Origin of the sequence: Streptomyces sp. NPDC048506 (genome assembly GCF_040651315.1) — a bacterium.
In the GTDB taxonomy this organism is placed as follows: Bacteria; Actinomycetota; Actinomycetes; order Streptomycetales; family Streptomycetaceae; genus Streptomyces.
Map to the genome: position 1 here is coordinate 61,843 of NZ_JBEZIX010000047.1, position 25,840 is coordinate 87,682.

Sequence of the window (25,840 nt, forward strand, 5' to 3'; positions counted from 1 at the left end):
CTCAAGGCGGCCCCGCTCCCTGAAGAAGCCCCCACCTCAAGACTCCATCGGACACTAGACCTCTTGTGGAGACGTGGTCTACGTTGGAAACCAATGGATGAGTCGAGGACCTCCCGATGCCTCCAACAACTCCTGCGCAGCCACGCATCGCCTGCCACTCTGGATACGGACCCGTCGGCCTCTTCGACGTTGGACGGCGGGACTCCGTAGGGGTCTGTGCCCGCACCGCTCAGCTGGCCGACGGGGCACGGGCTCAAAGATCGCCGCCCGCTTGGCCGACTCGGCCTCGAAGAGCGGCGACAAGCCGGAACGCCCATCGCCGCCATCGACGCGCTCGCCGTCCCAGGCCTCGACCTCCTGGGGTCGAACAGGCCCCGAACATCCTCCGTTCACAGCCACATCGCCACGCCCGTCCGCCGGACGGAACCGCAACGAGGAGATCGCCGTGACCGAGTTCAAGCCTGTGCCTGACTTCGCCCTCGGGCCGGACATCCCGGAGTCCACCGGGTATGCCGTCACCGACCTGGGCGGCGATGCCTACCTCGTCACGCAAGGGATGATCAACACGATGTTCCTGGTGGCCAAGAACGGCGTCGTCCTCGTGGACGCCTCGCCGTTCCTCGGGGACAAACTGCTGGAAGCCGTGGAGTCGGTCACCCCCAAGCCCCTCACCCACCTCATCTACAGTCACGTGCACGCCGACCACATCGGGGCCGCTCACCTGCTGAACCGGGACGGCCTGAAGATCATCGCGCACGAGATCACCGGCGACCTCATCAAGGAGGCCAAGGACGACCGGCGCCCGCTGCCCACCGAGACCTTCAGCGGCCGGCACAAGGAGATGGAGATCGACGGGGTCCGGTTCGTCCTCGACTACACGGGGGACTGGCACGTGGCCGGCAACCTGTTCATCCACCTCCCGGAGCAGAGACTCATGGGAGCGATCGACAGCTTCACGCCGAAGAGCGCACCGTTCTTCCGGCTGTACTTCTCCGCGCACGTGCCCGCGTACTACGACGCCATGGATGAGTTGCTCGAGTACGATTTCGACACCATCGTGACCGGCCACATGGCCCTGCCCGGCACCCCCGAGGACGTGGCGACGAACAGCGAGTTCATCCGCGACCTGCGCACCGCCGCCGCCGAGGCGCTGCGGACGGTCGACCTGAAGGAAGCCGCGGCCGCCGCCAAGGTTCCACACAACAACCGACAGGCCGAACTGAAGGTCTGGATGGACGCGGTCGTCACGCGCGCGGCGGAGCTGATGCCTTCCTGGGACGAGCGCCTGGCGGGAACCGACGTCTTCCTGCATGACAACCTCAACGCGGTCGCCTGGAGCGTCTTCATCGACTAGACCGAAGCCCTACGTGGCTAGGGGCGAGCCGCGGTATGTCCATCCGTGCGCGAGGTGTGTGCCATGGAAGCCCGGCCCTCACATGGCCACAGGGTTCGCTCCTCCTGCGCCCCGGCTGCACCCCGGCCAGGAACCGGCGGCGGGCCGGCGCCGCCGCGGCAGCGCCCGTCGGACGAGCCTGAACAGAGAGAGCTGCGGGCTCCGCTGCCCAAAAGCGACCCGTGGCACGGGACATCGTCGAACAAGCCGCCGCAGGACCGTTCGTCCGGATCCGGCCGCGAGAAGGAAGGGCGTCACATGATGCCACTGGTCAGAGCGGAACAGCTGGCGCAGAGTATCGGCCTGGTAGCCGGCGATGTCGGCGGTGCGCCGGTGGACCAGTGCGAGAACCCGACTCCGGATTCGGAATGGAGGGTGAACGACCTCGTCAATCACATCGCGATGATGCTTGTGCTGACACGGGATGTGGGCACCCGCACGGCTTGCAATCCCGCCCTGCTGGCTGCGAACCCGGTGCCTCTGCTCGCCGGGCGGCCGGAGTCGGAGTGGGCCCTGCTCGTGAACAGCCTGGCGGAGCCGGCGGCCAGAGCCTGGTCCGAGCCGGCGGCGTGACCGGCAGCGGGCTTCGAGGCGCTGCCGGTCTCAGGCCTCCTGGTCGGTGCCCTGGCGTCGGTCGTAGGCCGCGCGGGCTTCCTGCACCACGGCGGTCCGCTTCTCGGTCCAGGCGCACAGGGTCCTTGTTTTCTCGGCGAGTTCGCCGCCGAGCTCGGTGAGGCTGTACAACACCAGGGGCGGAGTCGACCTGGGGTCGACGGAGCGCAGGACGAGACCGTCCCGCTCCATGGTTCGCAGGGTCTGGGACAGCATCTTGCGGCTGATACCGCCCAGGGAACGGTGCAGTTCGGAGTAGCGCTGGGCGCCGCCTTCGCGAAGACTCACCAGCATGAGCAGAACCCACTTGTCTGCCAGGTCCACGAACACGTCGCGGCTGGGGCAGAGCGCGTCAAGAATGTTCGGCCGGTTCGGGGTGGTGCTCACTGATCGGTCTTCTGCTGTCACATGGGAACCCTACGTCATGTCCCCGGAGGAGCCTATAGCTCCATTTGTTACATGGTAACCATCGGAGACCGTGCATGCGGGATGGGTGTCTGTGGCCTGTCGTCAAGTGACGGAGATGTCGGTCAGACCAGGTCGATGGTGATGGGGGTCGGTTCGGACGCGGCGTGCCCGTCTTTCCCGCAGGCGCTCGGCGGCGCCCGGGGTGGGCGCGTACGGGGCTACGCCGCCGGGGGGATCCCATGGCCGCGGGCGCCCCGGGGAAAGATTAATGCAAAGCCCCGTGCGTTACCGTGGTGTCCATGACTAGGGAATCGTCCCCGCGGCGCCGCACGGGCGGCCGCAGTGCCGCTGTGCTCGCGTCCATCAGGAAGGCTGTCGAGGAACTGATCGCCGAACGGGGTAGTGACGCCATCACCATCCCGATGGTCGCCGAGCGTGCCGGGGTGAATCACTCCAGCATCTATCGGCGGTGGGGCGACGCCCGAACCATGATCAATGACTTGGCGACCTACCGGCTGGATCCTGGGCGCAGCCTTCCCGACACCGGGGACGTCCGGGCCGATCTGGCCGCATGGGCACGGGAGTTGATCCGTCACTACAGCGTCCCGGTGAACGCCGCCATCCTTCGGGGCGGGGCCGCCGCGGCGGGTGAGAGCGAGTCGGACTGCCTACGCGACCGGCGGGCGGAGGCGGCTGCCTTCGCTGCCCGGTCCGGCGGCGTCTTCAGTGGTGACGACGTCATCAACCGGGTGGTGGCCCCGATCATCTACCGCGTCATCTTCCTGCCCTGGACCCTGTCCGAGATCGACGCGCGCGCCCATGTCGACGAACTCTATGGTCGGCGCCCCTGATTTCCCGACCCCTCCGTTGAGTCTCCGCTCCCTCCATCCGGGCTTGATGCGCAGAAGTTTGCGTTAAGGCGGATGGCTGCTACGATCGCCCTAAGGCGCAGATCTGTGCATTAGTGGATCTGTGCGTCAGGGCGGCTGATGCCGCCCCGGAATGTGACCCGGCACCCTTCCCGGGGCCTGCTGGGCTTCGCCCTTGATCAGGAGACTCACATGACGAGTTCGACGCAGCCTCTGCTCCAGCCGTACCAGTTGCGGGATTGTCCCGCTGGCGAATCGCATGGTCATGGCCCCGTTGACGAGAGCCCGGGCACGCAACCGCGCTCTGCTGCCCGGCGATCTGCACGCCGAGTACTACGCTCAGCGCGCCTCGGCCGGTCTGATCATCTCCGAGGGCGTGTGGATCAGCCGTGAAGCGATCGGCTGGCACGACGTTCCCGGGCTGTTCACGGACGAGCAGGTCGCTCACTGGAAGCAGGTGACGGACGCGGTCCACCGCGCAGGGGGCGTCATCTTCGCCCAGCTCTGGCACACCGGGTCCGCGTCGCACCCCGACTTCTTCGACGGCCGGCCGCCTCTCGCGCCGTCGCCCGTCAACCCGGGGCTGTTGGTGCCGACGGCAGCTGGCCGCAAGGCCACCGTGGAGCCCTTGGCGATGTCGGAGCACGACATCCGGCAGACGGTCGCCGACTTCGCGACAGCCGCCCGTAACGCCATGCGCGCCGGATTCGACGGGGTACAGCTCCAGGCCGGCTTCAACTACCTGATCAGCCAGTTCCTGAACCCCCGCACCAATGTGCGCACGGACCGCTACGGCGGTTCGATCGAGAGCCGGGCCCGCTTCCTCTTCGAGATCATCGAGGCCATCGGTGAGCATGTCGACCTGCGCCGTGTCGGTGTGAAGGCCGGACCCGCCTGGGCGGAGACGGGCGCATTCGTCTCCGGAAGCGAGGCCCTGGCCGACAGCGAGTACGTCCTCGGGCGGCTCAACGACTACCACCTCTCGCACCTGCTGCTCATGGGGGTGATGGCCGACCCCGCCGGGGGACCGCTGGAGGACTTGGCCGGCGATGAGATGTTCCGGCACTTCCGCAAGGTCTACCAGGGCACTCTCATCGCGAACGTCGGATTCGACCAACACCGGGGGAACAGGATTCTGGCCGACGACCTGGCGGGCCTGGTCGCCTACGGGCAGGCGTTCATCGCCAACCCGGACCTGCCCGCCTGGTTCGCCAACCACGCGCCCCTCAACGAACCGAAGCCGGACCTCTTCTACGGCCCGGACGCCGCCGGCTACACCGACTACCCGCAACTGGAAAGGTGAAGGTGCCCGAGGCCTGCCCCGCGGTTGAGGCCTGCCCCGCGGTTGAGACGGAAGCCGCTGGGAGGAGACTGACGGGCCGCCGGCGGAAGCGGGCCGCCAGCACGATTCCGCCTGGTGACCAGGACAGCGTGCCGATCACGAGAGCCGGTGACCGAAACAGGGAAGAGATGGGTTTCGGCTCACGGGTTCGTCGCCACTCCTGGGGGGATGCGGAGGGACGCTCTGGGAACACGCCCTACGCTTCCCTACGATCACGCTCATGGCATCACGCAATCACCCAGTGGAAGCATCAGCAGCGCGATACAGGTCCGCCCTGACCCTCGCCGCTGTTGCCGTGGCCTGCGCCATCCCTGCGCTCACGGCGAGTGCCCCGGCGGCCTCCGCGCAGGCCGACCAGGCAAGGACCAAGCCACTGATCATCGCCCATCGAGCGGGCACCAGCGACTTTCCCGAGAACACCCTGCTGGCCATCGCCGAGTCCCTCAAGGCAGGGGTGGACGGGGAATGGCTGAGCGTCCAGGCCAGCAAGGACGGAGTTCCCGTCCTGTACCGGCCCACCGACCTGTCAGCACTGACGGATGGCTCCGGCCCCGTCGCCGACAAGACGCTGGACGAGCTGAACAAGCTCAACGCCGGCTACGGCTTCAAGGGTTCTGACGGCTCCTACCCCTATCGGGACCGCCCCCTTCACATCCCCACGCTCGAAGCCGCGTTGGCGGCCGTCCCCGCGGGCAAGCAGATCTACCTGGACCTCAAACAGGCACCTGCCCGGCATGTCGTCGACGCGGTGACCCGCGTGCTCGACGAAAAGCACGCGTGGGATCGCGTCAAGCTGTACTCGACCGATGCCAAGGTCACCGCCCTGCTCTCCGGCAACCCCAGGGCGCAGGTGGCCGAGGCCCGCGACGCCACGCGGCAACGACTGGCCGAAGTGGCCCTCGAACACACCTGTAGAAGCACACCACAGGCCGGCTCGTGGGTGGGGTTCGAACTCAAACGCCAGATGACCCTTCAGGAGAAGTTCACCCTGGGCACCGGCGAGGCCACCGTTACCGCCCAGTTGTGGACCCCCCAATCCGTCGCCTGCTTCCGCTCCCGCTCCCCTCGCACACCGATCGTCATGATCGGCATCAACACACCGGCCGACCTGCGTACCGCAACGCGTCTTACCGCCACCGCCGTGCTGGTCGACTCACCCCGCACCGTCCTCACCGGGGTGGGGTGATGCCGGAGACAGGCGAAGTTGCTCCCGCCGTTTCTGGCGCAGCACACTAGGGCAGTCGCCTGCGGCGCCGCTTGACGAGCGTGATCACGACCGTTGTGAGGGCGAGGGCCGCGGTGCTGAGTGCCGCGGCCGGCAGGAGACGGGCCGCGGCACTCTGAATTGGATCTCGGACGGGTAAGGATCGTCCGGCCCCGGGATGGCGATCGAGGTGCCCTCCGGGAGCTCAACTCGTACCTCCTCCGGGCCGCCGCTGCCATAGCTGACGGTCGGGGTGTCGATGGCTGCCTCGGCGTACGTCCGTACCGCGCCGCGTAGCGTCACGCCCTTGATCGCCCAGTCGGTGGGAATCTTGAAATCCCGGGTCTCGAAGTTCATGACGCCGTGATTGCCTTTGATGGTGCGAGCGTCGACCGGTTGGAGGCCGAGTTCCGGGCCCCGGCCCCGGTCGAAGGTGTGGCGGTAGTCCTCGGGTGGGCCGTCAGGCGGGCTGCCGATCGGCCAGACGTCGTAGTCGTACGTGCCGTGGACCTGGCAGCAGTTCTTGTTGTGGGCGCGGAACGGCGCGTTCGTCTCGTATGCGCTTCCCGGCTCCAGGCCACCCGGGAACTCGCAGTAGGCGGACGTCCGCTCGCGCCCGTAGAAACAGTTGGAGAAGGAAGCGGGCAGTGTGACGCCCTTGTTGACGTCATTGACGACGATCGACATCACGATGGTGCCCGGCGCCGCCGCCCGGCCGACATTGGCGAATGCCGGAGTGATGGCCGGCGGCTGCCCCTTGCCGGATTTCGGCAGATCGAGCTGGTCGTGCTGGACCCGCACACGAAGTACCGGCGCGCCACCGTCGGCCACTGCCACCAAGTCCAGGGAGCCTGGCCCGAAGACCGCCATCAAGACCGCCATCAAGACCGCCATGACGAAAGCGGTCACCGTTGTCGCTCTGCGCAGCATTCCCTCGTCTCCGTCCATCCGGCCGCACACAGGGCGACTCCCTTCGACGGAGACTCATAGAGGGGCTCGACGGTGTGGCGGCGCACGTGGCTGAAGTGTTGCTGGACTGCGTACGTCTCCCCATGCCACGTTCAAGGCCACAGGGAACCGGCTACGGGGGGCTGGCAATGCTGGTGACGGAGTTCAGCACGGAGGTCGTGGCAGCGCCAGAGCGGTTCGCGCTGTGGGAAGAGACCACCGCACGGTCGCACATGCGCAATCGGCTGCGCAGCAACGACAGCGACGACTTCCGTGCCAGGATGCGCACGCTGGACCTGGGGGAGGTTCAGGTGTCCGCGCTGGCCTACTCGCATCTGGAGATCGCGCGGACAACGAAGCTGATACGGCAGTCCGACCCAGAGGTGTACCAGGTCAACTGCTTTCTCGGTGGGGAGGGCGTCGTCTCCCTGGACGGGGATGACACCGCGATGAGTGACGGTGAGCTGATGGTGATGGACAGTGGCCGTGCCTACCACGGCGATGTGCGCGCCGTTTCGGACAGGTGGTCGCATGTGACCGTGCAGTTTCCTCGCGGGCTGTTACCCCTGTCGGAGAAGACGGTGCAGGGGCTGCTCGCCGTCCCGATCAGCGGACACCGCGGTATGGGCGGGGTTTTCACCCGCTGGCTGACCGATCTCAACGCGCACGCCGACGAGTTCACCCCGGCCGACGTGCCCACCCTCGCCTCGGTCACCCTGGACCTCCTGGCGTCCGTCATGGCCCGTTGTCTGGAGACCGAGGAGTCTCTGGCCCCGGAGGCACGCAGAACCGCTCTGCGGGCCCAGATCAATGCGTTCGTCGAGCAGCACCTCGCCGACCCGGCCATGACTCCCCAGACGATCGCCGACGCACACCACATCTCACTGCGCCATCTCCAGCAGATGCTCGCTGAGGACGACACGTCGCCGGCAGCCTGGATACGCCACCGCCGTCTGGAACGCTGCCGCCTCGACCTGGCCAACCCCCGCTTGAGCGCCCGTCCGATCCAGGCCATCGCCGCCCGCTGGGGCTTCACCGACCCGGCGCACTTCAGCCGCCTGTTCCGCGCCACCTACGAGATCACGCCGCGGGACTACAGAAACCTGCCGCCCACGGCATGCGCGAATCGTCAACAACCCTGCGCGGACTGACAAGGCCGGGTGCCGTCGCCCTCGACATGCTGAATGCCGAGCGCCCACCACACTTCGACCTCAAGGGGAAACATGCGTACTCGACTTGTGCTCGCCAGTGCCGTGATGGGAGCCGCCCTGCTGACCGGTGGCACCGTCGCCACCGCGCAGGCGACACCCGCGTCCTCCGGCACGAGCACCACGACGGCCGCCCCACCGACCGCCAACCAGTGGATCTACGTCGGCACTTACCGCTCCCTCAGCGCGTGCCAGGCCGACGGGCGCAACTCCGTCTACTCCGAGTGGGATTGCAAGCGGGGCAGCAGCGGCAAGTACCAGCTGTGGGTGAACGACGAGTCGTAGCCACGTGACGGCCCAGGAGCCGTCCGACGACGTGGTCGCGGACCGGTCACGGCCTGCACGCCCTCTCCAAATGCTCCACAAGAAGTTCGAGAAGTGATCGAGCCTCCTTGCGTTACGTTCCTCCCGTCGCCTGATCTGCCCGCCTTTGCGGCTCTTTCGTTCAGGCGCGGAGTCGATGGGGGGAACCATGGACATCGCACTTCCGACCGACGACACCGGTGGCCCGGCCCGCTGCTGTGTGTTTCTCTCCGACAACGGAACCGGCGGCCCCGTCTCGGGGGCGCTGGCCTTCCTCGAAGCCCAACTGACCGTCACCGAGGAGGGCTCCGGCAGTGACGTGGCGAATGCCGCGCGCGCCGGGAACACGGTCCGCATCCCGCTGGGGCTGCTCGGCAGTGACCACGCCGGGTACCTCTCGTGGGACCTGGCGCCCCTGTGGCGGCAGGTCCTGCAACTGGCCGAGCGGCCCGACGGCTCCACCGCCGAGGTCCGGCTCGCCCACGTGTGGCTGTACCTCGGCGGTCCGTTGCAGAGCGCGGTGGACGTCCTGGCTGAGGCCGACGAACGGGCGCAGGCGCTGGTCCTGCGGCTCGGCGTGGACCGCGACGGCGTCTTCACCGGCTCCGCCACCGGCTTCCCCGCGATGCAGTCGCCCTCGCTCCTCGACTGGTACCTGTCGCCGGGCTCCTTCGCGTACGTACCGGCCGAACTCATCGGGCAGGACGGTTGCGAGACCCTGCTGCCCTCCAATGTGGCCACCCAGCAGTACCAGGTGCACCAGATCGTGACCGTTCCGCATCTCCTGGCGAGCCTGGACTACGGCGGCGAGTACGCGGCGCCGGCCGGGGACGGCGGCGGCACCTCCGACGGCACGTCCGGCTTTCCGGTGCCGATCGCCCTGGTCATCAGCTACGACGTCACCTGGATCCCGGTGGGGCACGGGCTCGGCCAGGTCACCTACAGCCTCCCGCTGGCACCGGGTGAACAGGTGCAGCTCGCGGTCGTGGACTGGTCGCGCACCTCGACCGACAGCCGGCTGGAGGACATCGCCCTCACCGATGACCTGGAACACGCCCTCACCCGCGACCGCACGGTGGACGAGGTGGTCAAGGGCGCCGTCAACGAGTGGCAGCGCGGCGGCTCGGTGATGGCCGGCGTGGCGGGGGCGGCGTCGATGGGCATGTTCGGCGGTTCCGCCGCAATCGGCGGCGGCTACGCCACGACGACCGGCGACCGCAGTGTCTCGGCGGACACCGTGCAGAACCTGCACGACCAGATCCGCCAGCACTCCACGTCCGTGCGCGACATGCGCAGCACGGTGGTCGTGCAGTCCCGGCAGGCGGAGAACTCCACCGCGCAGACCCGCACCGTACGCAACCACAACCACGCGCATGCGATGACCCTGCTCTACTACGAGGTGCTGCGGCACTTCCGGGTGCTCGTCGAGCGCGGCACGGTGCGCCCGGCCGTCCTGCTGCCCGCCGCGTCCCCGAACCTCGACGACGAACTGGTCATCGTCCGCTACCGCCGCCTGTTGCTGGCCGGGCTGCTCGATCCGCAACTGGCCGGCGGATTCGACGCGGTGGAGAAGTACGCGGCCTGGCAGGAACTCCAGCCCGAGGTCCCGGTGCCGCCCGACCCGGGCAGCGTCGAGTTCATCCTCTTCCAGTTCCGCTTCACCATCGGTGACCTGTCCAGCTTCCAGGACCGGGTGCCCACGACGGTCACCCTGACCCAGCGAGCCCCGGACGGCGGCCAGAAGGTCACGAACCTGGTCCGTCCGCAGCACAGCGACTGGGACCCCGATCCGACCCATCTACAGAATCCCGGTGATTTCCAGCACACCCACTCCCTGGTCGATCTCGCCGGCGTGCCCAGGCCCGACGAGCGCGTCAACTGGCGGGACCTGCGCACGATCTCGGTGACCCTGACCCCGCCCCACACCGAGGGCAGGAACGACGACGTGGCGGTGGAGCACCTGGTCGTCACGGCCGTGGACACCGCGGGCAACACCCACCTCCTGGTCGACGAGCCCAGCGGCAAGCTGTTCCAGAAACCGTCCACGACCTGGGCGCTGGCGGTCCGTCAGGCGCCCGAACCCGCACCCGCGCCGAGCCCGTTCCAGCGGCTCAGCGATGAGGAGAACCTGCTGCGGATCCGGCTGCGCAGACACCTGGTGCAGAACCGCGAGCACTACTACCGGCTGATCCGGCTCGGTGAGGACCCCAATGCCCGGTGGACGGAGCTGGCAGGCAGCAACCTCACCGTCGGCGGCACCACGCGCCCGCTGTTCCAGGCCGTCGAGAACCGTGCCCTGGAAGTGCTCGGGGATTCCACGGCCTTCCCTCTCGACCCGGCCCTGTTCGACGACTCGGGCGAGGGACAGGTACGCCTTCCCGAGGTGGATCCCGCCCGCAGCGAGCAGTTGGTCAGCCTGCCGACCCGCGGGGTCTTCGCCGAGGCCAAACTCGGCCACTGCAACTCCGCGGAGGTCATCGACAACACCCGGTTCTGGGACTGGCAGAAGTCGCCCGATCCGGACAGTGCCCCGCAGATCGCTCCGGTGTCCACGGCGAGCCGGGAGGTGGTCGTCTCCACGACGCCCTCCGGGCTGCCCGCCTCGGCGGTGACCATCGTCCAGCCGCCGCAGGCCCCCGACCCCGTGGGCATGGCGGCGGCTCTGCAACTCCTCGGCAAGGGCGACATCTTCCGCGACGAGTCGATGCAGAAGGAGATCGCCGCGCTGCTGACCTCGCTCGCAAGCAACGCGGCCGGCCTCGCGGGCAAGAACCCCGGCACGCCGGGTACGCCCGGCACCGGCTCGGCGCCGGGCACCGGAGCGGGCGGTGGTACGGGGACGGGCGCTCCCGGCACGGGAACCGGCGGCGGCGCTCCGTCCGGCGGCGGCACCGGGACCCCGGGGGGCGGAGCCCCGGGCGGGGGCACCGGAACCGGAGGCACCACGCCCCCGGGAACCGGTGGAACGGACCCCCACCCGGGCGGTACCCCGGGCACCACGGGTCCCGGTACGCCAACCGGCTCCGGCGACGGCGGCTCCGGAACGCCGAAGCCGCCTGCGCCGGCACCCCGTCCCACTCCCCGGCCGCCCGTACCGATCGGCTCGGACAACCGGTCGTTCGTGTTCAGCTTCGCCCCGGTCAGTTTCGGGCCCAGCGAGGCGGACTGGGAGCGCGGCGGGTTCGCCATCGCGATCTTCCAGGACGGCAAGCCCGTGCTCAGTCAGGACAATGTGGTGCCCGCGGCGCCCAGCGTCATCCTCAACGGCAAGGTCGCCCCGAACAAACCCCTGGACATCGTGGTCGACGGCTCGTCCACCCACTGGGTGACCTACCCCTCGATCTACTCCTCCGCCATGGCGGGTAACCCGGCCACCACCGGGATGCCTCCCGGCATCCTGACCACCACGCATCTGGTCGGCAAGCTGACGCTCGCCGGCCTGGATCCCACACAGCGCAGTTACGTCTTCTCGATCCAACGGGAGACCAAGTTCACCTCGGTGACGCTGAGCGAGCAGCAGATCCGGCAACAGGGCCTGGAGAAGGCGGTGTCGGGGCAGATCAACGCCAGCTTCGACAAGGTGATTTCGTTCGGCGCGGGGCTCAGCTCGTCCGAGACGTCCTCGACCAGCAGCGGGACGACCACCACCAAGACGGACACCGTGCCGGTCACGTACTTCAGCGGACTGATGTCCGTCGTCCCGGTCAAGAACTGACGAACGTCCTGGAACCGACAACCGTCAAGAACCCGAACGTCAAGCACTGACGAACAGCGCCACAGCGCCACAGCGTCGACGGAACGGTTCCGTCGGCTCCCGGTGCGGCGGCCGGCCCCGTGTCAGCCGCCGTACCGGGAACTGCGCCGCAGCGCGGCCTGCTGAGAAACGAGCACGATCTGGCTGTGAGCGGCACTCAGGCCGTGGATCAAGAGCAGCGAGCAAACGAAATGTTCACAACAATTCGTTGACAACGTCTAGTGGTTGGGCTCATCCTGGTCGCATGGCAGCGACTCCCGAACAGCCCGCAGACCCCTTCACACCTCCGCATCCGGAGCAGGCGCGAGCGCACCGCGTATACGCGTCCCTGCTCCGCATCTCCGAGCGACACGCAGCGACCGACGGGCAACGCCGGCGGCAGGTCCACCCCTCCGTCATGGGACCGCACGAAGCCGTCAGGCTCGTGTCGTTCCTGCTGAGCGGAGCCGCACAGCTCGATGACGGTGAGCCGGAGGTGGACCACACCGATATCACCGCCGCGTTGAGCCTCGTGCCACGCGCCCGCGGGGAGATGGACGAACTGGAAGTCGGACTCCTCCAGATGGCACGAGGCCGCGGCATGACCTGGCCGGAGATCGCTTTCAGTCTCGGGCTCGGCACGCCTCAAGCAGCCAGGCAGCGCTATGAACGGCTGGTCGCTCGCACTGACTCGGAGCAGAGCCCGGCATAGAAGTGCATCACCATGGTCGTCACCGCTGACACGGAACGCCACCAGCCGCATGGAATCCCTCCACTTCATCAGCGGCTGACGTCCCTTCAACATTCCTCACACACGGTCGGGTTGATTAGGCTGCCGGCGCCGCCGATCACGGCGAGCCGGGTACGTGGGTGGCTCTGCAAAGCCTTCAGCGGTGCCCGCGTCGCCGTCGCGTAGACGGTTGGGTCGGCGATCGAGCGCCGCACGGTGTCCGCGAAGTTCTTGGCGGCGTTGCCCGACTGGAACCCGCTGATCAGGACGTCGAGGCCGGGCAGGACGTCGGCGACGCACTTCGGGTCCAGGGCGTCGACGCTCGCCCACGTGATGTGGTCCCGATGCTCGTCGCGCTGACGCCTGAGCGGCGTCACGGCTGGACGCCCTGACGCGGTGACCGCGGTCGAGTGCCCTGGCTGACGGCCCGGCTGTCGATGGTGCCGGTGGCTCCGATGCGCATGGTTCTCCCCTTGTGCATCATCGCCCGCGAGATGGGGCGCGGGTCACTTGCGCCGACCGGCGCGGTCGGTGGCGAGGCGGGCCTCGAAGCCGTCGAGGAGGGACTGGAGGCCGAACGCGAAGGTGTTGTCCGGTGCTGCGGCGTACTCGGTGGCCGCAGTGGTCGTAAGGCGTTCGCGCAGGCGGGGGAATTGCATGGCGGTCTCGGTGGCGCGGGTCATGGCGTCGGCCATCAGTTGCTCGGCGTCTGCGCCGTCCTTGCTCAGTCGGTGTTTCAGCGAGAGCTCTATGGCAGGGCCGAGCGCGCTGCCGATCACGAAGACGAGCACGGCGCCGGCCGCCCGGTCCGCGTCGTCGGCGAGGAAGCCCGCCTTTTGGTAGACGGCCAGGCTGAGGTCGTCGTGCCGGGCCTTTCCGGGGCCGTACAAGAGGTGACTGCTGAAGGCCTGGACGAGCCAGGGGTGCCGGGTGAGCATGGCGTGCACGCCGGTCGCGTGGGCGGTGGCGGCCGAGCGCCAGTCGGTCGTGCCGAGGTCGGGCAGCTCGACCTCGTCCCAGACCGCGTCGCTGGCGAGCCGGACCAGCTCGTCCTTGGTCTTGATGTGCCAGTAGACGGCCGTGGCGGCGGAGCCGAGCCGTTTCGCCAGGCTCCGCATGTTGAGGCCGTCCAGCCCCTCGTCGTCGAGCAGCTCGATGGCCTCACGGACGATCCGGTCTGCGGTCAGTGTGTCTCGCGGCATGGCCAGCAGCCTACTTGAACTTAGTTCACGACGGGCTTGCACTTTGTTCAAGTGAGACTTACGCTCTTTCTCGTACTTAGTTCAAGTGCCCGAAGGGGGAGCCATGTTGCAGGACAAGCTGTCGGAGTTCGTCAGGACTCAGGCCACGGAGCTCGGCGTTCCTGGTGTCGCCGTCGGGGTGCTCCTGGACGGCCGGGAGATCTACGCCTCGCACGGCGTGACGAGCCTCGCCAGCCCGGCGCCGGTCGACGAAAAGACGCTGTTCCACCTGGCGTCGGTGTCCAAGACCTTCACGGCGACCGCGCTGATGCGCCTGGTCGCCGAGGGGAAGGTGGACCTGGACGCGCCGGTGCGGCGCTACGTACCCGAGTTGAAGCTGGCCGACGAGCGGGCCGCGGCGCAGATCACCGTGTTGAACCTGCTCAACCACACGGCGGGCCTGGACTGGAACCTGATCGACGACGGCGAGGGGGACCGCTCCCTGGCCGGGCTCGTGGCGAAGCTGCCCGGGCTGCCACTCATCGCGCCGCCCGGGGCCCGCGCCTCGTACAGCCAGGCCGGATACAACCTGGCCGGACGGATCGTCGAGAAGGTCACGGGCCTGCCTTTCGAGCAGGCCATGGCCTCGCTCGTGCTGGAGCCGGTGGGTCTGTCGGACACCGTGTACGGACTGGCGGAGGTGATGGTCCGCAAGTTCGCCGTGGGCTACAACCGCGGCGACGACGGCGAACTGCGAGCCGCCCGGCCCTGGGGAGCGTTCAAGGAAGGCGCGCGCGGCGACAACCCCGGCGGCGGCCTCGCCTCCTCGGTGAGTGATCTGCTGCGCTGGGCGCGCTTCCAACTCGGCGACGGGGAAGGCGTGTTGCCCGCCGCGGAGCTGCACCGCATGCGGGAGCAGACGGTCGGGCTGCGCGCCAGTACGCTCGGCGACGGCTTCGGTATCTGCTGGTTCCTGCACGACCTGGACGGCCTCCACGGGATCGGCCACGGCGGCTCGGGCAACGGCCAGTTCGCCGAACTGCTCATCGTGCCCGAGCGCAACTTCGCGGTGGTTTCCCTGGCCAACGTCGGCCCGGACGGCTACCCCTTCAACCAGTCCGTCGTGCAGTGGGCGCTTGAGCACTACCTCGGTGTCGTCGAGAAGACGCCGGAGCCGCTCCCGTACGACGCAGGGAAGGCCCAACAGGTCGTCGGCCGCTACGAGATCGACGCCATGTACCTCGACATCGCCACCGACGGCACCCAACTCACCCTGGCGGTCGGGATCAAGCCGGAGATCCGCGAGGCATCGGACGACGAGATGCCCCCGGACTACCCAGCCGCGGCTATCGGTTTCCTTCCCGGCGACGGCGACGAGTACATCGTCACCGAAGGCGGCCTCAAGGGGCAGCGCGGCTACTTCTCCCGCGACGCCAACGGTGCGGTCACAGGCGTCGACCTCGCCGGCCGGCTCTTCAGCCGGGCCACGGAAGCATCCTGATCCCGCGCAGGCAGGGGCGGACACGACCGGCCGCCCCGGCCGCCACCCCGAACCGGCGGCAGCCGGCTCACGGACGCGCCCCGTCCCGCCGCGATGTTGGTGCGCTCTCATGCGTACCGGCGCACCTCACCCTGCGGCAGTTGGCTCCACTGCTCAGGATCCCCAGGTCCGCCGCCCACCGAATCGACGACGACCTCACCCCGGGTCTGGCGCTGATGCAGCGGCGCCGGTACCGCAAGCCCCACCCGCGCTGTAGTGATTCGGGCGTGGCGAATGCGCTGTGCAGGCCCTCTGAACCACGACCGGTGGATCCAGGCTAAGCGGGCTGATCCCGCTGACCGTCAAGCGGCTCCGGAGAGGCGCACCAGCGCACGGCGAGGGCGGCGATGTCGTCGTCGAGGCGTCCTCTGCTGTAGTGGAGGAGGTCGTGGTGAAGAGCGTTGAGCAGTTCGCCGGGTCGCTCCGGGGTCTGCCGGCGCAACCAGGCCGCCACCGGGAAGAACGTGCCGTCGCGGTCGCGAGCCTCGGCGACACCGTCGGTATAGAGGAGCAGCAGGTCGCCAGGGGCGAAGCCGAAGGTGTCGATGCTGTAGTGATCACCGATCAGCCCTGCGAGGTTGAGAAGCGGCGAGGGAGCCGTGGGCTCCAGGGCGCGGACTTCCCCGCGGTTCAGGAGCAGCGGCGGGGGATGTCCGCAGTTGAGGATTCCGATACTGCCGCCCCCGTGTGGGATCTCGGCCAGAAGCGCGGTGGCGAAGCGCTCCATCATGCCCTCGGGGGGAAAGGCGGCGTTGTAACGGGTACTGCTGGCCTCCAGGCGACGGGCGATATTCACCAGGTCGGCCTCGTCGTAGGCTGCCTCCCGGAAGGAGTTGACCATCGCCGCGGCCGAGCCCACCGCCGGCAGACCCTTGCCCCGCACATCGCCGATGAGCAGTCGGACCCCGTACTTCGTGTCGACCACCTCGTAGAAGTCGCCGCCGATACTGGCCTCCGCCGCGGCCGCGAGATACAGCGCCTCGATCTCGACGCCCCCGAAGCGGCGCGGCATCGGGCTCAGGACCACCTGCTGCGCCGCGTCGGCGACCAGCCGGACCTGGAACAGGGTCTGCTCCCGCCGGAGCCGGACATGGCTTCCGTACGCGGCCGCCACGGTGACAGCGACGATCCCCGCCGCCGTCCACCAAATCCCCAGGCCGGGGAACACGATGCCGAGGCCGATCATGAGAAGAAGGCAGACCAAGCCCAGCAGGACGGTGGGGAACACGGGCCACATGGCGGCGGCGAGGGTCGGCGCTGCGGGCAGGAGCCGACTGAAAGCCAGTTCTGGGGGAGTGGCGTAGGCCAAGCCGGCGATGACAACAGTCAGGATGACCGGAGACAGCAGAGTAAGGAGCCCCCGGCCGTGGCGACGACGGAGGCGCAGCCATCCAGGCTTGATCACACTTCGCAGGATATCTACGCACAGCGGACATGGCGCTCTGGTGAGTCGGAGTCGGCCGCCTGCGTCCGGACGGTGCACCCTGCTGGACGATGGTGCCGAGGCCGAACAGAGCCGGATGTCCGTGCCGTGGGAACAGACTGTGCGACCTGCGCGTCCCGCCGGGACCGCGTGACCCGCATGGCCTAGGAACGTTGCGGCGATGCAGCAAGGGCCGATCTCCAGCAGGGGCTGGGGCTGAGCGGCTGGGCTACCTCTTCGTCTCTCACGGCTTGGCCGTGGTCAGGTGGATCGCCGACCGTGTGGGTGTGATGCTGGAGGGCCGCCTGGTCGAGACCGGGACCGTGTCCGACGTGCCGGCCCGGCCGAGGACCGCCGTCGCTCGCCGGTTGCTGGACGCCGTTCCGGGGCGGCTCCACGGCAACGGATCCGGGGTGTCGCCGTAGCCGGCCTCGGCTCGGACTCGGTGCCGGGCGCATCCGAGGAGAACGGCGTAGGTCAGGAAGTGGGCGCCGATGTCAGGGACAGCGATGGTGCGCTTCAGTGGTGCCGGCCTTCCGTCGTCACCGAGTCCTTGGTCTCCGGCGCCCAGGCGACGCTGATCACCGTGCCGAGCAGCAGCACTCCGGCAGGCTTCTTGTTCCCGGAAGCGCCGGTGAGGTTGTCCGCGTCGAGTTCCAGATCGGTGCCGAGGAACGTGAGGGTGATGGCGCGGGCCTCCTCGATCCGGCCCCGGCCGATCAGCCAGCCGGGTGACTCCGGGGTGCCGATGCGCAACAGCAGAACCGGCGCGGCCGGCAGCGCGGCGCTGGCCAGCAGCCAGTGCGAGGAGGTGTCGTCGAGGGACAGGTGGGAGCCGAGAATGTCGGCGACGACGTACCCGACGGTCCAGAGCACGGTCAGTGAGCCGAGCAGCAGGCCGCGGAGCCGTCGTGGTGCGAACTCGGCCGGCAACGTCGGACCGACTGCGTCCGCTGGTCCGGTGTGCTGTCAGGCCATCCAGCTGTCAGGCCATCCAGAAGAAGACTGCGGTCATCCGTTTGTCTTCCAGTGTGCTGCCCCAGTAGCCGGTGGCGCTGTGAAGCATGTTGGCGGTGTAGAGCAGCAGCCGGTTGTGGCGGTGCGATACGCGTACGTCCTCGGCGAAGGAGTCAGGCGGGACGAAGCGCGTCCCGAGGGCGTCGACCAGGTTGTTGTGAGGCGCGGTCACCATGTTTCCGCCGAGTCGGCCGCCCGGCAGGGTCTGACGGTAGAAGCTCGTTCCGCAGTCCTTGGGCACCTGGGGGTTGAGGTAGAGCACCGCGGCGTAGCGGCACAGCGATCGCGAATCGGTGTGGGGCCGTGGCTCGCACTCGTCCTTGCCCACGACTTGGATGCAGTTGTGATTGTGGGTGCCGCGACCAGGGGCGGTCTGCTGCCACAGCCGGCGCGCGCCGGTGGCCTTCATGACCAGTCTTTCGACTCGGGTCAGTTCAGCCGGTTCGAGCCCGGGCATCGTGCGCAGACCGGGCCAGCTCTCGGGCTTGTGCGGATAGCCTTCGACCCAGTTGCGGTTGGCCAGGCAGCGCGCCCGGACGGCATCGACGTCGGGCAGCACATTGTCCAGGACCCAGTAGTCCCGGCCGGGGGTGGGTTTGCGGTAGGGCAGGACAGGGAGTACCGGGGTCCTCGGGGGGCGTGGGGGCATGCCGCTGACCATATGGTCGGCCTGTGTGCGGGCACTCCCGCGAAGGGGTCAATCTTCCGTCAACTCCTCGCAGTCCCAGGGTCTGGTGTTGTCAAACCCTGCCGCGCAGGTCACAGACGGCCGCCTTCGCAACGACGGGTACGGCGTCGCCCGCAGCGTCCACGGTGCACACCCACCGACTCTGCTCGGAGCCGAGCAAGCCCGGCTACATGGCGTGTCAGGCGGTTGTCCGCACCGACCTGAAGGCGCAGAGGTCCCTCGGCCGCCACGACACCCCCAAGGGCTACGGGCCGAGCGACCTCCAGGCCGCCTACAACCTCCCCAAGGGCGCCGGCAAGGGCACCACCGTCGCGATCATCGACGCCAACGACGACCCGAACGCCGAGAAGGACCTGGCGACCTACCGCACCCAGTACGGCCTGCCGGAGTGCACTACCGGCAACGACTGCTTCAAGAAGATCGACCAGGACGGTGGCGCGAACTACCCGGCACCGGATGCCGGTTGGGCCGGTGAGATCTCTCTCGACGTCGACATGGTCGGCGCGTCCTGCCCGCAGTGCCACATCCTGCTGGTCGAGGCCAAGTCCGCCAACATGGACGACCTCGGTGCGGCCGTGAACCAGGCCGTCAAGCAAGGTGCCAAGTACATCTCCAACAGCTACGGCGGGGACGAGGAAGCCGCCGACACATCCGCGGACGAGAAGTACTTCAAGCACCCCGGTGTCGCCATCACCGTCAGCTCCGGCGACAGCGGCTACGGCGTCGAGTACCCGGCTGCCTCGCAGTACGTCACTGCCGTCGGCGGTACCTCGCTCAAGAAGGACAGCAGCACCCGCGGCTACTCCGAGTCCGTCTGGGGCACCTCCGCCGGTGGCGAGGGAGCCGGTTCGGGCTGCTCGAAGTACGACGCCAAGCCGTCCTGGCAGAAGGACAGCGGCTGCGCCAAGCGCACCGTCGCCGACGTCGCGGCCGTCGCCGACGGCGCCAACGGGTCCTGCGGCAACTACCTCTGCCAGGCAGGCAAGGACTACGACGGTCCGACGGGCCTGGGTATCCCGAACGGTGTCGCGGCCTTCACCAAGTAGACCGGGCGAGACCGCACGCTGCTCATTGAGTACCGAGTACGACGCTGCGAGCTCCCCTCAGTGAACTGAGCGCAACGCAGTGGCACGGGTTGACACCGGCGGATGCCGGTGGCCCGTTCCGTCCCCGTGCACTTCGCCCCGTCGGTCGGCCGACGGGGCGAAGTGCTGCGGGACGGCCGGGAGTGCCCGCCTTCATCGCCTCTCCTCCGCCCCGGGGTTTTCAGGCCTGCGCCACCGGGTCGTGGTGCTCGTGTGCGCAGGCGTCGTCGATTCCGTAGGTGTCCCATGCGGGGAACAGGTCGTCGCAGGGCGGCTCCCCGTCGGCCAGGAGGCAATCGGTCAGGGCCGCGTGCAGCGCCTGGGTGTGCAACTCCGTCCCGATGAAGACCAGTTCCTGGCCCTGTGGGTCGTCGGCGGCGCGGGCGCCGGACGGCTCGAAGCGGGCGACGGCGCCGGCCTGCGACCACAGCCCGGTGACATTCGGGCGGCTGGCCAGCCAGAAGAAGCCCTTGGAGCGCAGGATGTGGCCGTAGGCGCCGCTGTCCAGTCCTTCGGTGACGAAGGCCCACAGGCGGCCGGGATGGAACGGTGCCGCGGCGCGGAACACCGTGCTGGAGATGCCGTATTCCTCGGTTTCGGGAATGTGGTCGCCGTTGAGTTCCTTGACCCAGCCCGGAGCCTGCTGGGCGCGCTCCAGGTCGAACAGGTGCGTGCCGAGGATGTCACCGACGTTCACCCGCCCGTGCCGCGCGGTGACGATCCGGGCGGCCGGGTTGAGCCGGGCGAGTGCGGCCCGAAGGCGGTCGGCGCTGTCCGCGTCGATGAGGTCGGCTTTGTTGAGGACGATGACGTCGGCGAACTCGATCTGGTCCATCAGCAGGTCGCTGACGGTGCGTTCGTCGTCCTCGTACTGGTCCAGGCCCCGCTCTGCCAGCCCGTCCCCGCCGGTCAGTTCGGGCAGGAAGTTGGCGCCGTCGACAACGGTGACCATCGTGTCGAGCCGGGCCAGATCCCCGAGGGTGGCTCCGTCGTCGCGCGGGAAGGCAAAGGTGGCCGCGACGGGCATGGGTTCGGAGATGCCGCTGGACTCGATCAGGAGATAGTCGAAACGACCTTCGTGGGCCAGCCGGTCGACCTCTTCGAGCAGATCATCGCGCAGGGTGCAGCAGATGCACCCGTTGACCATCTCCACCAGGCGCTCCTCGGTACGGGAGAGGGCGGCCTCACCGCCACGCACGAGCGTCGCGTCGATGTTGATTTCGCTCATGTCATTGACGATGACCGCGACGCGCATGCCCTCCCGATTGCTCAGGACGTGATTGAGCAGGGTGGTCTTGCCGGCACCGAGGAAGCCCGACAGGACGGTGACGGGCAGTCGATTGTGCTCCATTCCGTCGAATCAGCTCTCCGGGCGCAGGAGCCCGCGTTCGTACGCCTTGGCGAGCCGCTGGGGCACGAGGTACGGGGTGCCGTCGACGGTGACGGGCACCAGCTGGGGGGTGCTGGCCTTCCACTGTGAGCGGCGGTGGCGGGTGTTGCTGCGGGACATCTTCCGCTTCGGTACGGCCATGGCGACCTCCTGTGTTGTTGGGTCAGGCGAGGCGAAACGCTACATGAAAATGGATACCATTTCCAATGGGTCCAGAACGTGAACATCCGTTTCGAGGCTGAGAACGGGAAAGGGGCAGCCGCAGGCCGGCCGCCGCGCCCTCGTCGCAACCGGAACGCGCCACGTCGATTCGCTCACTGCCTCGGACCCCGTCTGCGGAGATCGACCTGCTGTGCCGATCAGCGTGAAGAACCAGCTCATCGGCCACTCTTTCTGGGTATGGCCGGGAACTCACCCCGGATCCCCCTCGACTTATGGGGCGAGGTTGCCGTCCGGCAGCACGCTCGTGGTGATGAAGGGGGAAGGGTGGCACACGACGGTCCCGGTTCGGATCGGTCCGGTCACATACCCGTCGGTGAGGACCGGTGGTCGCTGGTCGCGGTGGCGGGCGTGCTGGCGTTCGTGGCGATGCTCGACATGAACATCGTCAACGTCGCCTTGTCGGACATCGCCGACGGTCTGCACGTGTCCACCGCCGCTGCCCAATGGGCGGTGCTGGGTTACCAACTCCCCGTCGTGGCCTTGCTGTTGCCCGTCGGTCGGTGGCTCGACGGAGTGGGGCTGCGTTCTGCCGTGCTGGCCGCGACCTGCGGTTTCGGCCTGTGCAGCGCCCTGGCCGCGGCGTCGCCCTGGGCGGCCTGGCTGATCGCCGCCCGCCTTGTACAGGGGACGTTCGGGGCGGTGTTGTTCGTGCTGATGCCGGTCCTCGCGATCCGTTCCGTACGACCGGAGCTGCGCGGACGGGCGATGAGCGTGCCCGCCACGCTGGGGCCGCTGGGCGCGGTGACCGGACCGGCCGTGGGCGGCCTGCTGCTGGACCACCTCGGCTGGCGCTCCGTCTTCCTGGTGAAGATCCCCTTCTGCGTGCTCGCCCTGGTCATCGCCTGGAGGGTGATGCCGCGGGACGGCCGACTGCGCACGCCTGACCACCGATCGGCGACGGACGCCCTGCTCGCGGCCACGGGCGTCGCGGTTCTGCTGCTGGCGATGACATTGACATCGGGTGGTCCGGCCGGGCTGGCGCTCGCGGTCGCCGCCGTACCGCCGCTGTGGTGGTGGCTGCGCGGTCCCGGCGGGCGTCCGGTGGCCGGCGTGCTGCGGACGGCGGGCCTGTTCAGGGCCCACGGCGCGGTGCTGGCCCTCGCGGCCGGATTCGCCGCGATGCACTACGTGGTCGCCCTGCACCTCCAGCGCGACTACGGTGTCAGCGCCACCACGACCGGGCTGACCGTCCTCGCCTTCCCCCTCGGCATGGGACTGGCCGGACCGCTCGGCGGGCGCCTCGCCGACAAGTACGATGCCCGGCCGGTCGCGGTCACCGGTGCCGCCCTCACTGCCACCGGCCTGCTCCTGCTGGTCCCGCTGGGCGACGGCTGGTCACCGCTGGACGTGGCCTGGCGGCTGGCACTGGCGGGTGTCGGCCTGGGCCTGAACGGCGGCCCCACCCAGGCCCTGGTCATGAGTGCCGCCCCACCCGACCGGACCGCGACCGTCGGGTCCACGGTGCAGCTCGCCCGCAGTCTCGGCTTCACCCTCGGCCCCGCCCTGGCCACCGCCGCCTCGGGGATGGCCGGACCCGACGAGGGCGTACGGGCCGGGCTCACGCTGGCCGCCGGCGCCGCCTGCCTCGCTGTTCCGCTGCTCGGGCTTTCCGGCAGAAGGCTCGTACCCCCACCCGAGAAGACGACCGATGCGGCGCCCGCCGCCCACAACTGACCCAGGAGTCACACGCATGTGCGGAATCACCGGCTGGGCGTCCTTCCACCACGACGCCCGCACCCAGGCCCCGGTCATCGAGGCGATGACCGCCGCCCTCACCCCCCGCGGCCCGGACGCCGGCGGCGTCCGGCTCGGCGAACGCGCCGCGATCGGCCACCGCCGCCTGGCTGTCATCGACCTGGCCGGCGGTGTACAGCCGATGACCGACCGGCCCGACCGGCCGACCATCGTTCTCAGCTACAGCGGCGAGGTGTACAACCATCACGCACTGCGGACGGAACTCCGCGGCCGGGGACACGTCTTCCGCACGCGCAGCGACACCGAGGTGGTACTGCGCGCGTACGCCGAGTGGGGAGAGGACCTCGCCGAGCACCTGGAGGGCATGTTCGCCTTCGCCGTCTGGGACGAGTGCGCACAGCGGCTGATGCTGGTACGCGACCGCCTCGGCGTCAAGCCTCTGTTCTGGGCGGCCGTCGACGGCGGTCTGGCCTTCGCCTCCGAGCCCAAAGCCCTGTTCGCCCACCCCGAGATACGGCCCCGGGTGGACGCCGACGGGCTGCGGGAGGCGTACAGCCTGCTCTTCAACACGGGGCCGACGGTGTGGTCGGGGGTGCGCGAGGTGGAGCCCGGTGGCCTGCTCGTCCTGGACCGGGACGGCATCCGCGAACGCCGTTACTGGCAGCTGGAGGCGGGTCCTTCCGAAGACGACCAGGACGCGGCCGTCGAACGGATCCGCGACCTGGTGGGCACGGCCGCCCGCAGCCAGCTGGAAGCCGACGTCCCGCTGTGCACCCTGTTGTCCGGCGGGATCGACTCCACCGTCCTGACCGCATTGCTCGCCGACGAGCTCCGGCTGCGCGAAGGCCCGGACGCCCGCATCCGCTCCTACGCCGTCGACTACAGCGACCAGGCCGAGCAGTTCACCGGCGACGTGCTGCGAACCGGCCACGACACCCCGTACGCCACCGAGGCCGGCGCCTTCATCGGCACCGACCACAGCACGGTCGTCCTCGATCCGCTTGCCCTGCTCGACCCCGAGCACCGCAAGGCGGTCGTCGTGGCGCGGGACTCGCCGATCGGCGTCGGCGACATGGACACCTCGCTCTATCTGCTGTTCGGGGAGATCCGCAAGCACTCCACCGTCGCCCTCTCCGGCGAGGCGGCGGACGAGGTGTTCGGCGGCTACCCCTGGTTGCACAACCCCAAGGCGCTGGCCGCGGCCACCTTCCCGTGGCTGCTCGTCACCGGTGACGAGGCCGCGATGCCGCTCAACCCGGAACTCGACCTGCGCATGGCGGAGTTCCGCCAGGACACGTACCGCAGCGCGCTGGCCGCCGTACCGCACCGGGACGACGAAACCCCCGCCGAGCACCGGCAACGCGAAATGCAGCACCTGTCCCTGACCCGCTGGCTGCGCCAACTCCTGCACCGTAAGGACCGTTTGAGCATGGCGCAGGGCCTGGAGGTCCGCGTCCCCTACTGCGACCACCGCCTCGTCGAGTACGCCTTCACCGTGCCCTGGGCGCTGAAGAGTTTCGACGGCCGGGAAAAGAGCCTGCTGCGCGCGGCCGGCGCCGGAATCGCGCCCGACTCCGTGCTGTACCGACCCAAGAACCACTACCCGGCGACCCATCACCCCGACTACAACCGCGGTCTCCAGGACCTGGCCCGCGACGCCCTGTCCACCGCCCAGGTCCGCGCCCTGGCCGACGAAGCCCGTATCAAGACCAGCCTCGACACCCCGCCAGACCGGCTGGAGTGGGGCCACCGCCTCCGTCTGGAGCGCGTCGTCGACCTGGCCCTGTGGCTGGAGCACTACCGGCCCGAACTCGCCCTCTGAGGAAAGTGGACCTCACCAGCGATCAGACCGGGTCCTCGTCAGCCGGCGTAGGCATCGTGCGTGGACGCAGGACCATGAGCGAGCCTTCCAAGGTCGCCACCATGGCAAAGGGGAATCGGTCGACCTCAAGACAGAGCGCAACGTCATCAGGGTGGACTCCTTGGCGCACCCCCTCCGCCAGTTCGGCAGCGGCGCGCGACTCGGCAGCGCGGCGGAGGAACTCAGCAGCATCCGTCCCGGCCTCGGTGGCCCTCCGAGCGATGTATTGAGCACACGCCAGATCTTCGTCGGCCTGCCCATCCTCGCCAGTGACCACGAACGTGACAGTGTCCCTCTCGCGCATCCGCAAGAGCTGAGCCGTTGCCTCCGCAACCACAAAACTGGCGCACAGCACCAGCGGCGCCTCCTTGACCGCAAGGGCGCCGACCGTCCCGGCCGTGGTCTTCTGCACAACGGTCCGTCCGTCAAGGTCAAGAGACCGCAGCAGGCCCGGGGAGTTGACGGTGTCGAACCCGGGCGCGGGCGGACCGTCCTTGAGCGCCGTCCAATCCGGGTGGCGGGCCTTGAGCGCCAGAGCTTCATCCAGCGACTCAGCAAGCACGATCTTGTCCGCTCCCTGGGCAAAAGCCCAGGCAGCCACGGTGAAAGCACGCATGACGTCGACCACGACCGCCACGGACGGGGCTTCGACCAGCTCAGCGATGCCACGGAAACGAGCGTCCATGCCGATCATGATCGCGCATGCCCGACCCGAAGCACCCGGAGAGTGATACGCGTCATATCGGCGGTCTTGGAGTGCGACACCTCCGGCTGCGTGCGTCGCGAAAGTGATCCGTGGCGACACGCCTGCTCAATCGCCATACGGGGTCACCCGCACACGGCGCCCGGATAACACCACTCCACAGGCACAACGAGCGAGCCGATGTGACGGCGGTTGCGTCCAGGGAAGTGGTGTAGGGGTTCGACCTGATCCGGGGGTTTGCTCCGGCTTCTGGCTGATGCCCGCATAGATGAACGGCCACCGGCT

The 25,840-nt window shown here is 68.8% G+C and carries 22 protein-coding genes and 2 pseudogenes; 14 read left to right on the forward strand and 10 right to left on the reverse strand.

What is annotated here, in order from left to right; genetic code table 11:
* The first annotated feature begins 445 nt into the window (after positions 1-445).
* Both AB0C96_RS31945 and AB0C96_RS31950 read left to right on the forward strand, forming a co-directional pair.
* Positions 446-1,354, forward strand: coding sequence for an MBL fold metallo-hydrolase (locus AB0C96_RS31945; protein WP_362922255.1), 909 nt, complete (start codon positions 446-448; stop codon positions 1,352-1,354).
* Between the two features lie 297 nt (positions 1,355-1,651).
* Positions 1,652-1,966, forward strand: coding sequence for a hypothetical protein (locus AB0C96_RS31950; protein WP_362922257.1), 315 nt, complete (start codon positions 1,652-1,654; stop codon positions 1,964-1,966).
* A 30-nt stretch (positions 1,967-1,996) separates the two neighbouring features.
* On the opposite strand, the gene AB0C96_RS31955 is transcribed toward AB0C96_RS31950, so the two are convergent.
* Positions 1,997-2,392, reverse strand: coding sequence for a helix-turn-helix domain-containing protein (locus AB0C96_RS31955; RefSeq protein ID WP_362922259.1), 396 nt, complete (start codon positions 2,390-2,392; stop codon positions 1,997-1,999).
* A gap of 371 nt (positions 2,393-2,763) precedes the next feature.
* On the opposite strand from AB0C96_RS31955, the gene AB0C96_RS31960 reads away from it, so the two are divergent.
* From AB0C96_RS31960 to AB0C96_RS31970, 3 genes are all read left to right on the forward strand, one after another.
* Positions 2,764-3,264 (forward strand): TetR/AcrR family transcriptional regulator, encoded by a 501-nt coding sequence (locus AB0C96_RS31960; protein ID WP_362922260.1) that lies wholly within the window; start codon positions 2,764-2,766, stop codon positions 3,262-3,264.
* A 292-nt stretch (positions 3,265-3,556) separates the two neighbouring features.
* A complete protein-coding gene (locus AB0C96_RS31965) occupies positions 3,557-4,585 on the forward strand; it encodes an alkene reductase (protein ID WP_362922262.1) in 1,029 nt (342 codons plus the stop codon).
* Positions 4,586-4,844: 259 nt separating this feature from the next.
* Positions 4,845-5,810: a glycerophosphodiester phosphodiesterase family protein gene (locus tag AB0C96_RS31970; RefSeq protein WP_362922264.1), complete on the forward strand. Its 966-nt coding sequence runs from the start codon at positions 4,845-4,847 to the stop codon at positions 5,808-5,810.
* Positions 5,811-5,894: 84 nt separating this feature from the next.
* Here AB0C96_RS31970 and AB0C96_RS31975 read toward each other — a convergent pair whose 3' ends face one another.
* On the reverse strand, positions 5,895-6,737 hold the full coding sequence (locus AB0C96_RS31975) for a hypothetical protein (protein WP_362922265.1): 843 nt from the start codon (positions 6,735-6,737) through the stop codon (positions 5,895-5,897).
* Positions 6,738-6,955: 218 nt separating this feature from the next.
* Here AB0C96_RS31975 and AB0C96_RS31980 point away from each other — a divergent pair, with 218 nt between their 5' ends.
* The 4 genes from AB0C96_RS31980 (at position 6,956) to AB0C96_RS31995 (ending at position 12,732) form a co-directional block, all read left to right on the forward strand.
* Positions 6,956-7,927 carry a helix-turn-helix domain-containing protein gene (locus AB0C96_RS31980; protein WP_362922267.1) on the forward strand — a complete coding sequence of 324 codons (972 nt, stop codon included), beginning with the start codon at positions 6,956-6,958 and terminating at the stop codon, positions 7,925-7,927.
* Positions 7,928-7,999: 72 nt separating this feature from the next.
* Positions 8,000-8,269 (forward strand): hypothetical protein, encoded by a 270-nt coding sequence (locus AB0C96_RS31985; RefSeq protein ID WP_362922269.1) that lies wholly within the window; start codon positions 8,000-8,002, stop codon positions 8,267-8,269.
* Positions 8,270-8,456: 187 nt separating this feature from the next.
* Entirely contained in the window at positions 8,457-12,002 is a 3,546-nt protein-coding gene (locus AB0C96_RS31990) for a hypothetical protein (protein ID WP_362922271.1), read from the forward strand.
* Between the two features lie 283 nt (positions 12,003-12,285).
* A complete protein-coding gene (locus AB0C96_RS31995; protein ID WP_362922273.1) occupies positions 12,286-12,732 on the forward strand; it encodes a DNA-binding protein in 447 nt (148 codons plus the stop codon).
* An 86-nt stretch (positions 12,733-12,818) separates the two neighbouring features.
* On the opposite strand, the gene AB0C96_RS32000 is transcribed toward AB0C96_RS31995, so the two are convergent.
* Together AB0C96_RS32000 and AB0C96_RS32005 are read right to left on the reverse strand one after the other, a co-directional pair.
* Positions 12,819-13,127, reverse strand: a complete 309-nt coding sequence (locus AB0C96_RS32000) for a hypothetical protein (protein WP_362922275.1) — start codon at positions 13,125-13,127, stop codon at positions 12,819-12,821.
* 129 nt (positions 13,128-13,256) lie between these two features.
* Positions 13,257-13,952, reverse strand: a complete 696-nt coding sequence (locus AB0C96_RS32005; protein WP_362922276.1) for a TetR/AcrR family transcriptional regulator — start codon at positions 13,950-13,952, stop codon at positions 13,257-13,259.
* A gap of 103 nt (positions 13,953-14,055) precedes the next feature.
* On the opposite strand from AB0C96_RS32005, the gene AB0C96_RS32010 reads away from it, so the two are divergent.
* Positions 14,056-15,432, forward strand: a complete 1,377-nt coding sequence (locus tag AB0C96_RS32010; RefSeq protein ID WP_362922278.1) for a serine hydrolase domain-containing protein — start codon at positions 14,056-14,058, stop codon at positions 15,430-15,432.
* A gap of 125 nt (positions 15,433-15,557) precedes the next feature.
* Positions 15,558-15,671, forward strand: a pseudogene (locus AB0C96_RS32015) (IS5/IS1182 family transposase); the annotation flags it as partial.
* 77 nt (positions 15,672-15,748) lie between these two features.
* Here the strand turns inward: AB0C96_RS32015 and AB0C96_RS32020 are convergent.
* From AB0C96_RS32020 to AB0C96_RS32030, 3 genes and pseudogenes are all read right to left on the reverse strand, one after another.
* Positions 15,749-16,876: a PP2C family protein-serine/threonine phosphatase gene (locus AB0C96_RS32020; protein WP_362922279.1), complete on the reverse strand. Its 1,128-nt coding sequence runs from the start codon at positions 16,874-16,876 to the stop codon at positions 15,749-15,751.
* A 702-nt stretch (positions 16,877-17,578) separates the two neighbouring features.
* Positions 17,579-17,842: pseudogene (locus tag AB0C96_RS32025) on the reverse strand (MFS transporter); the annotation flags it as partial.
* A gap of 37 nt (positions 17,843-17,879) precedes the next feature.
* A complete protein-coding gene (locus AB0C96_RS32030; RefSeq protein ID WP_362922280.1) occupies positions 17,880-18,560 on the reverse strand; it encodes a DUF6445 family protein in 681 nt (226 codons plus the stop codon).
* Positions 18,561-18,724: 164 nt separating this feature from the next.
* Between AB0C96_RS32030 and AB0C96_RS32035 the strand changes: the two genes are divergently transcribed.
* On the forward strand, positions 18,725-19,645 hold the full coding sequence (locus tag AB0C96_RS32035; RefSeq protein WP_362922282.1) for a peptidase S8: 921 nt from the start codon (positions 18,725-18,727) through the stop codon (positions 19,643-19,645).
* Between the two features lie 220 nt (positions 19,646-19,865).
* Here AB0C96_RS32035 and AB0C96_RS32040 read toward each other — a convergent pair whose 3' ends face one another.
* Both AB0C96_RS32040 and rpmF read right to left on the reverse strand, forming a co-directional pair.
* Positions 19,866-21,035: a GTP-binding protein gene (locus tag AB0C96_RS32040; RefSeq protein ID WP_362922284.1), complete on the reverse strand. Its 1,170-nt coding sequence runs from the start codon at positions 21,033-21,035 to the stop codon at positions 19,866-19,868.
* 9 nt (positions 21,036-21,044) lie between these two features.
* Entirely contained in the window at positions 21,045-21,215 is a 171-nt protein-coding gene (rpmF, locus tag AB0C96_RS32045) for a 50S ribosomal protein L32 (protein ID WP_362922285.1), read from the reverse strand.
* Between the two features lie 345 nt (positions 21,216-21,560).
* Here rpmF and AB0C96_RS32050 point away from each other — a divergent pair, with 345 nt between their 5' ends.
* Together AB0C96_RS32050 and asnB are read left to right on the forward strand one after the other, a co-directional pair.
* Positions 21,561-22,970, forward strand: a complete 1,410-nt coding sequence (locus AB0C96_RS32050; RefSeq protein WP_362922286.1) for an MFS transporter — start codon at positions 21,561-21,563, stop codon at positions 22,968-22,970.
* Positions 22,971-22,986: 16 nt separating this feature from the next.
* Entirely contained in the window at positions 22,987-24,813 is a 1,827-nt protein-coding gene (asnB, locus tag AB0C96_RS32055; protein ID WP_362922288.1) for an asparagine synthase (glutamine-hydrolyzing), read from the forward strand.
* A gap of 22 nt (positions 24,814-24,835) precedes the next feature.
* Here asnB and AB0C96_RS32060 read toward each other — a convergent pair whose 3' ends face one another.
* Positions 24,836-25,537, reverse strand: a complete 702-nt coding sequence (locus AB0C96_RS32060) for a 2-phosphosulfolactate phosphatase (protein WP_362922290.1) — start codon at positions 25,535-25,537, stop codon at positions 24,836-24,838.
* Between the last annotated feature and the right edge of the window lie 303 nt (positions 25,538-25,840).

Coding starts and splice junctions, on each gene's coding strand:
- AB0C96_RS31950 (WP_362922257.1), top strand. CDS start 1,652: ATGATGCCACTGGTCAGAGCGGAACAGCTGGCGCAGAGTATCGGCCTG.
- AB0C96_RS31970 (WP_362922264.1), top strand. CDS start 4,845: ATGGCATCACGCAATCACCCAGTGGAAGCATCAGCAGCGCGATACAGG.
- AB0C96_RS31985 (WP_362922269.1), top strand. CDS start 8,000: ATGCGTACTCGACTTGTGCTCGCCAGTGCCGTGATGGGAGCCGCCCTG.
- AB0C96_RS31990 (WP_362922271.1), top strand. CDS start 8,457: ATGGACATCGCACTTCCGACCGACGACACCGGTGGCCCGGCCCGCTGC.
- AB0C96_RS31995 (WP_362922273.1), top strand. CDS start 12,286: ATGGCAGCGACTCCCGAACAGCCCGCAGACCCCTTCACACCTCCGCAT.
- AB0C96_RS32005 (WP_362922276.1), bottom strand. CDS start 13,952: ATGCCGCGAGACACACTGACCGCAGACCGGATCGTCCGTGAGGCCATC.
- AB0C96_RS32010 (WP_362922278.1), top strand. CDS start 14,056: ATGTTGCAGGACAAGCTGTCGGAGTTCGTCAGGACTCAGGCCACGGAG.
- AB0C96_RS32030 (WP_362922280.1), bottom strand. CDS start 18,560: ATGCCCCCACGCCCCCCGAGGACCCCGGTACTCCCTGTCCTGCCCTAC.
- AB0C96_RS32040 (WP_362922284.1), bottom strand. CDS start 21,035: ATGGAGCACAATCGACTGCCCGTCACCGTCCTGTCGGGCTTCCTCGGT.
- rpmF (WP_362922285.1), bottom strand. CDS start 21,215: ATGGCCGTACCGAAGCGGAAGATGTCCCGCAGCAACACCCGCCACCGC.
- asnB (WP_362922288.1), top strand. CDS start 22,987: ATGTGCGGAATCACCGGCTGGGCGTCCTTCCACCACGACGCCCGCACC.
- AB0C96_RS32060 (WP_362922290.1), bottom strand. CDS start 25,537: ATGGACGCTCGTTTCCGTGGCATCGCTGAGCTGGTCGAAGCCCCGTCC.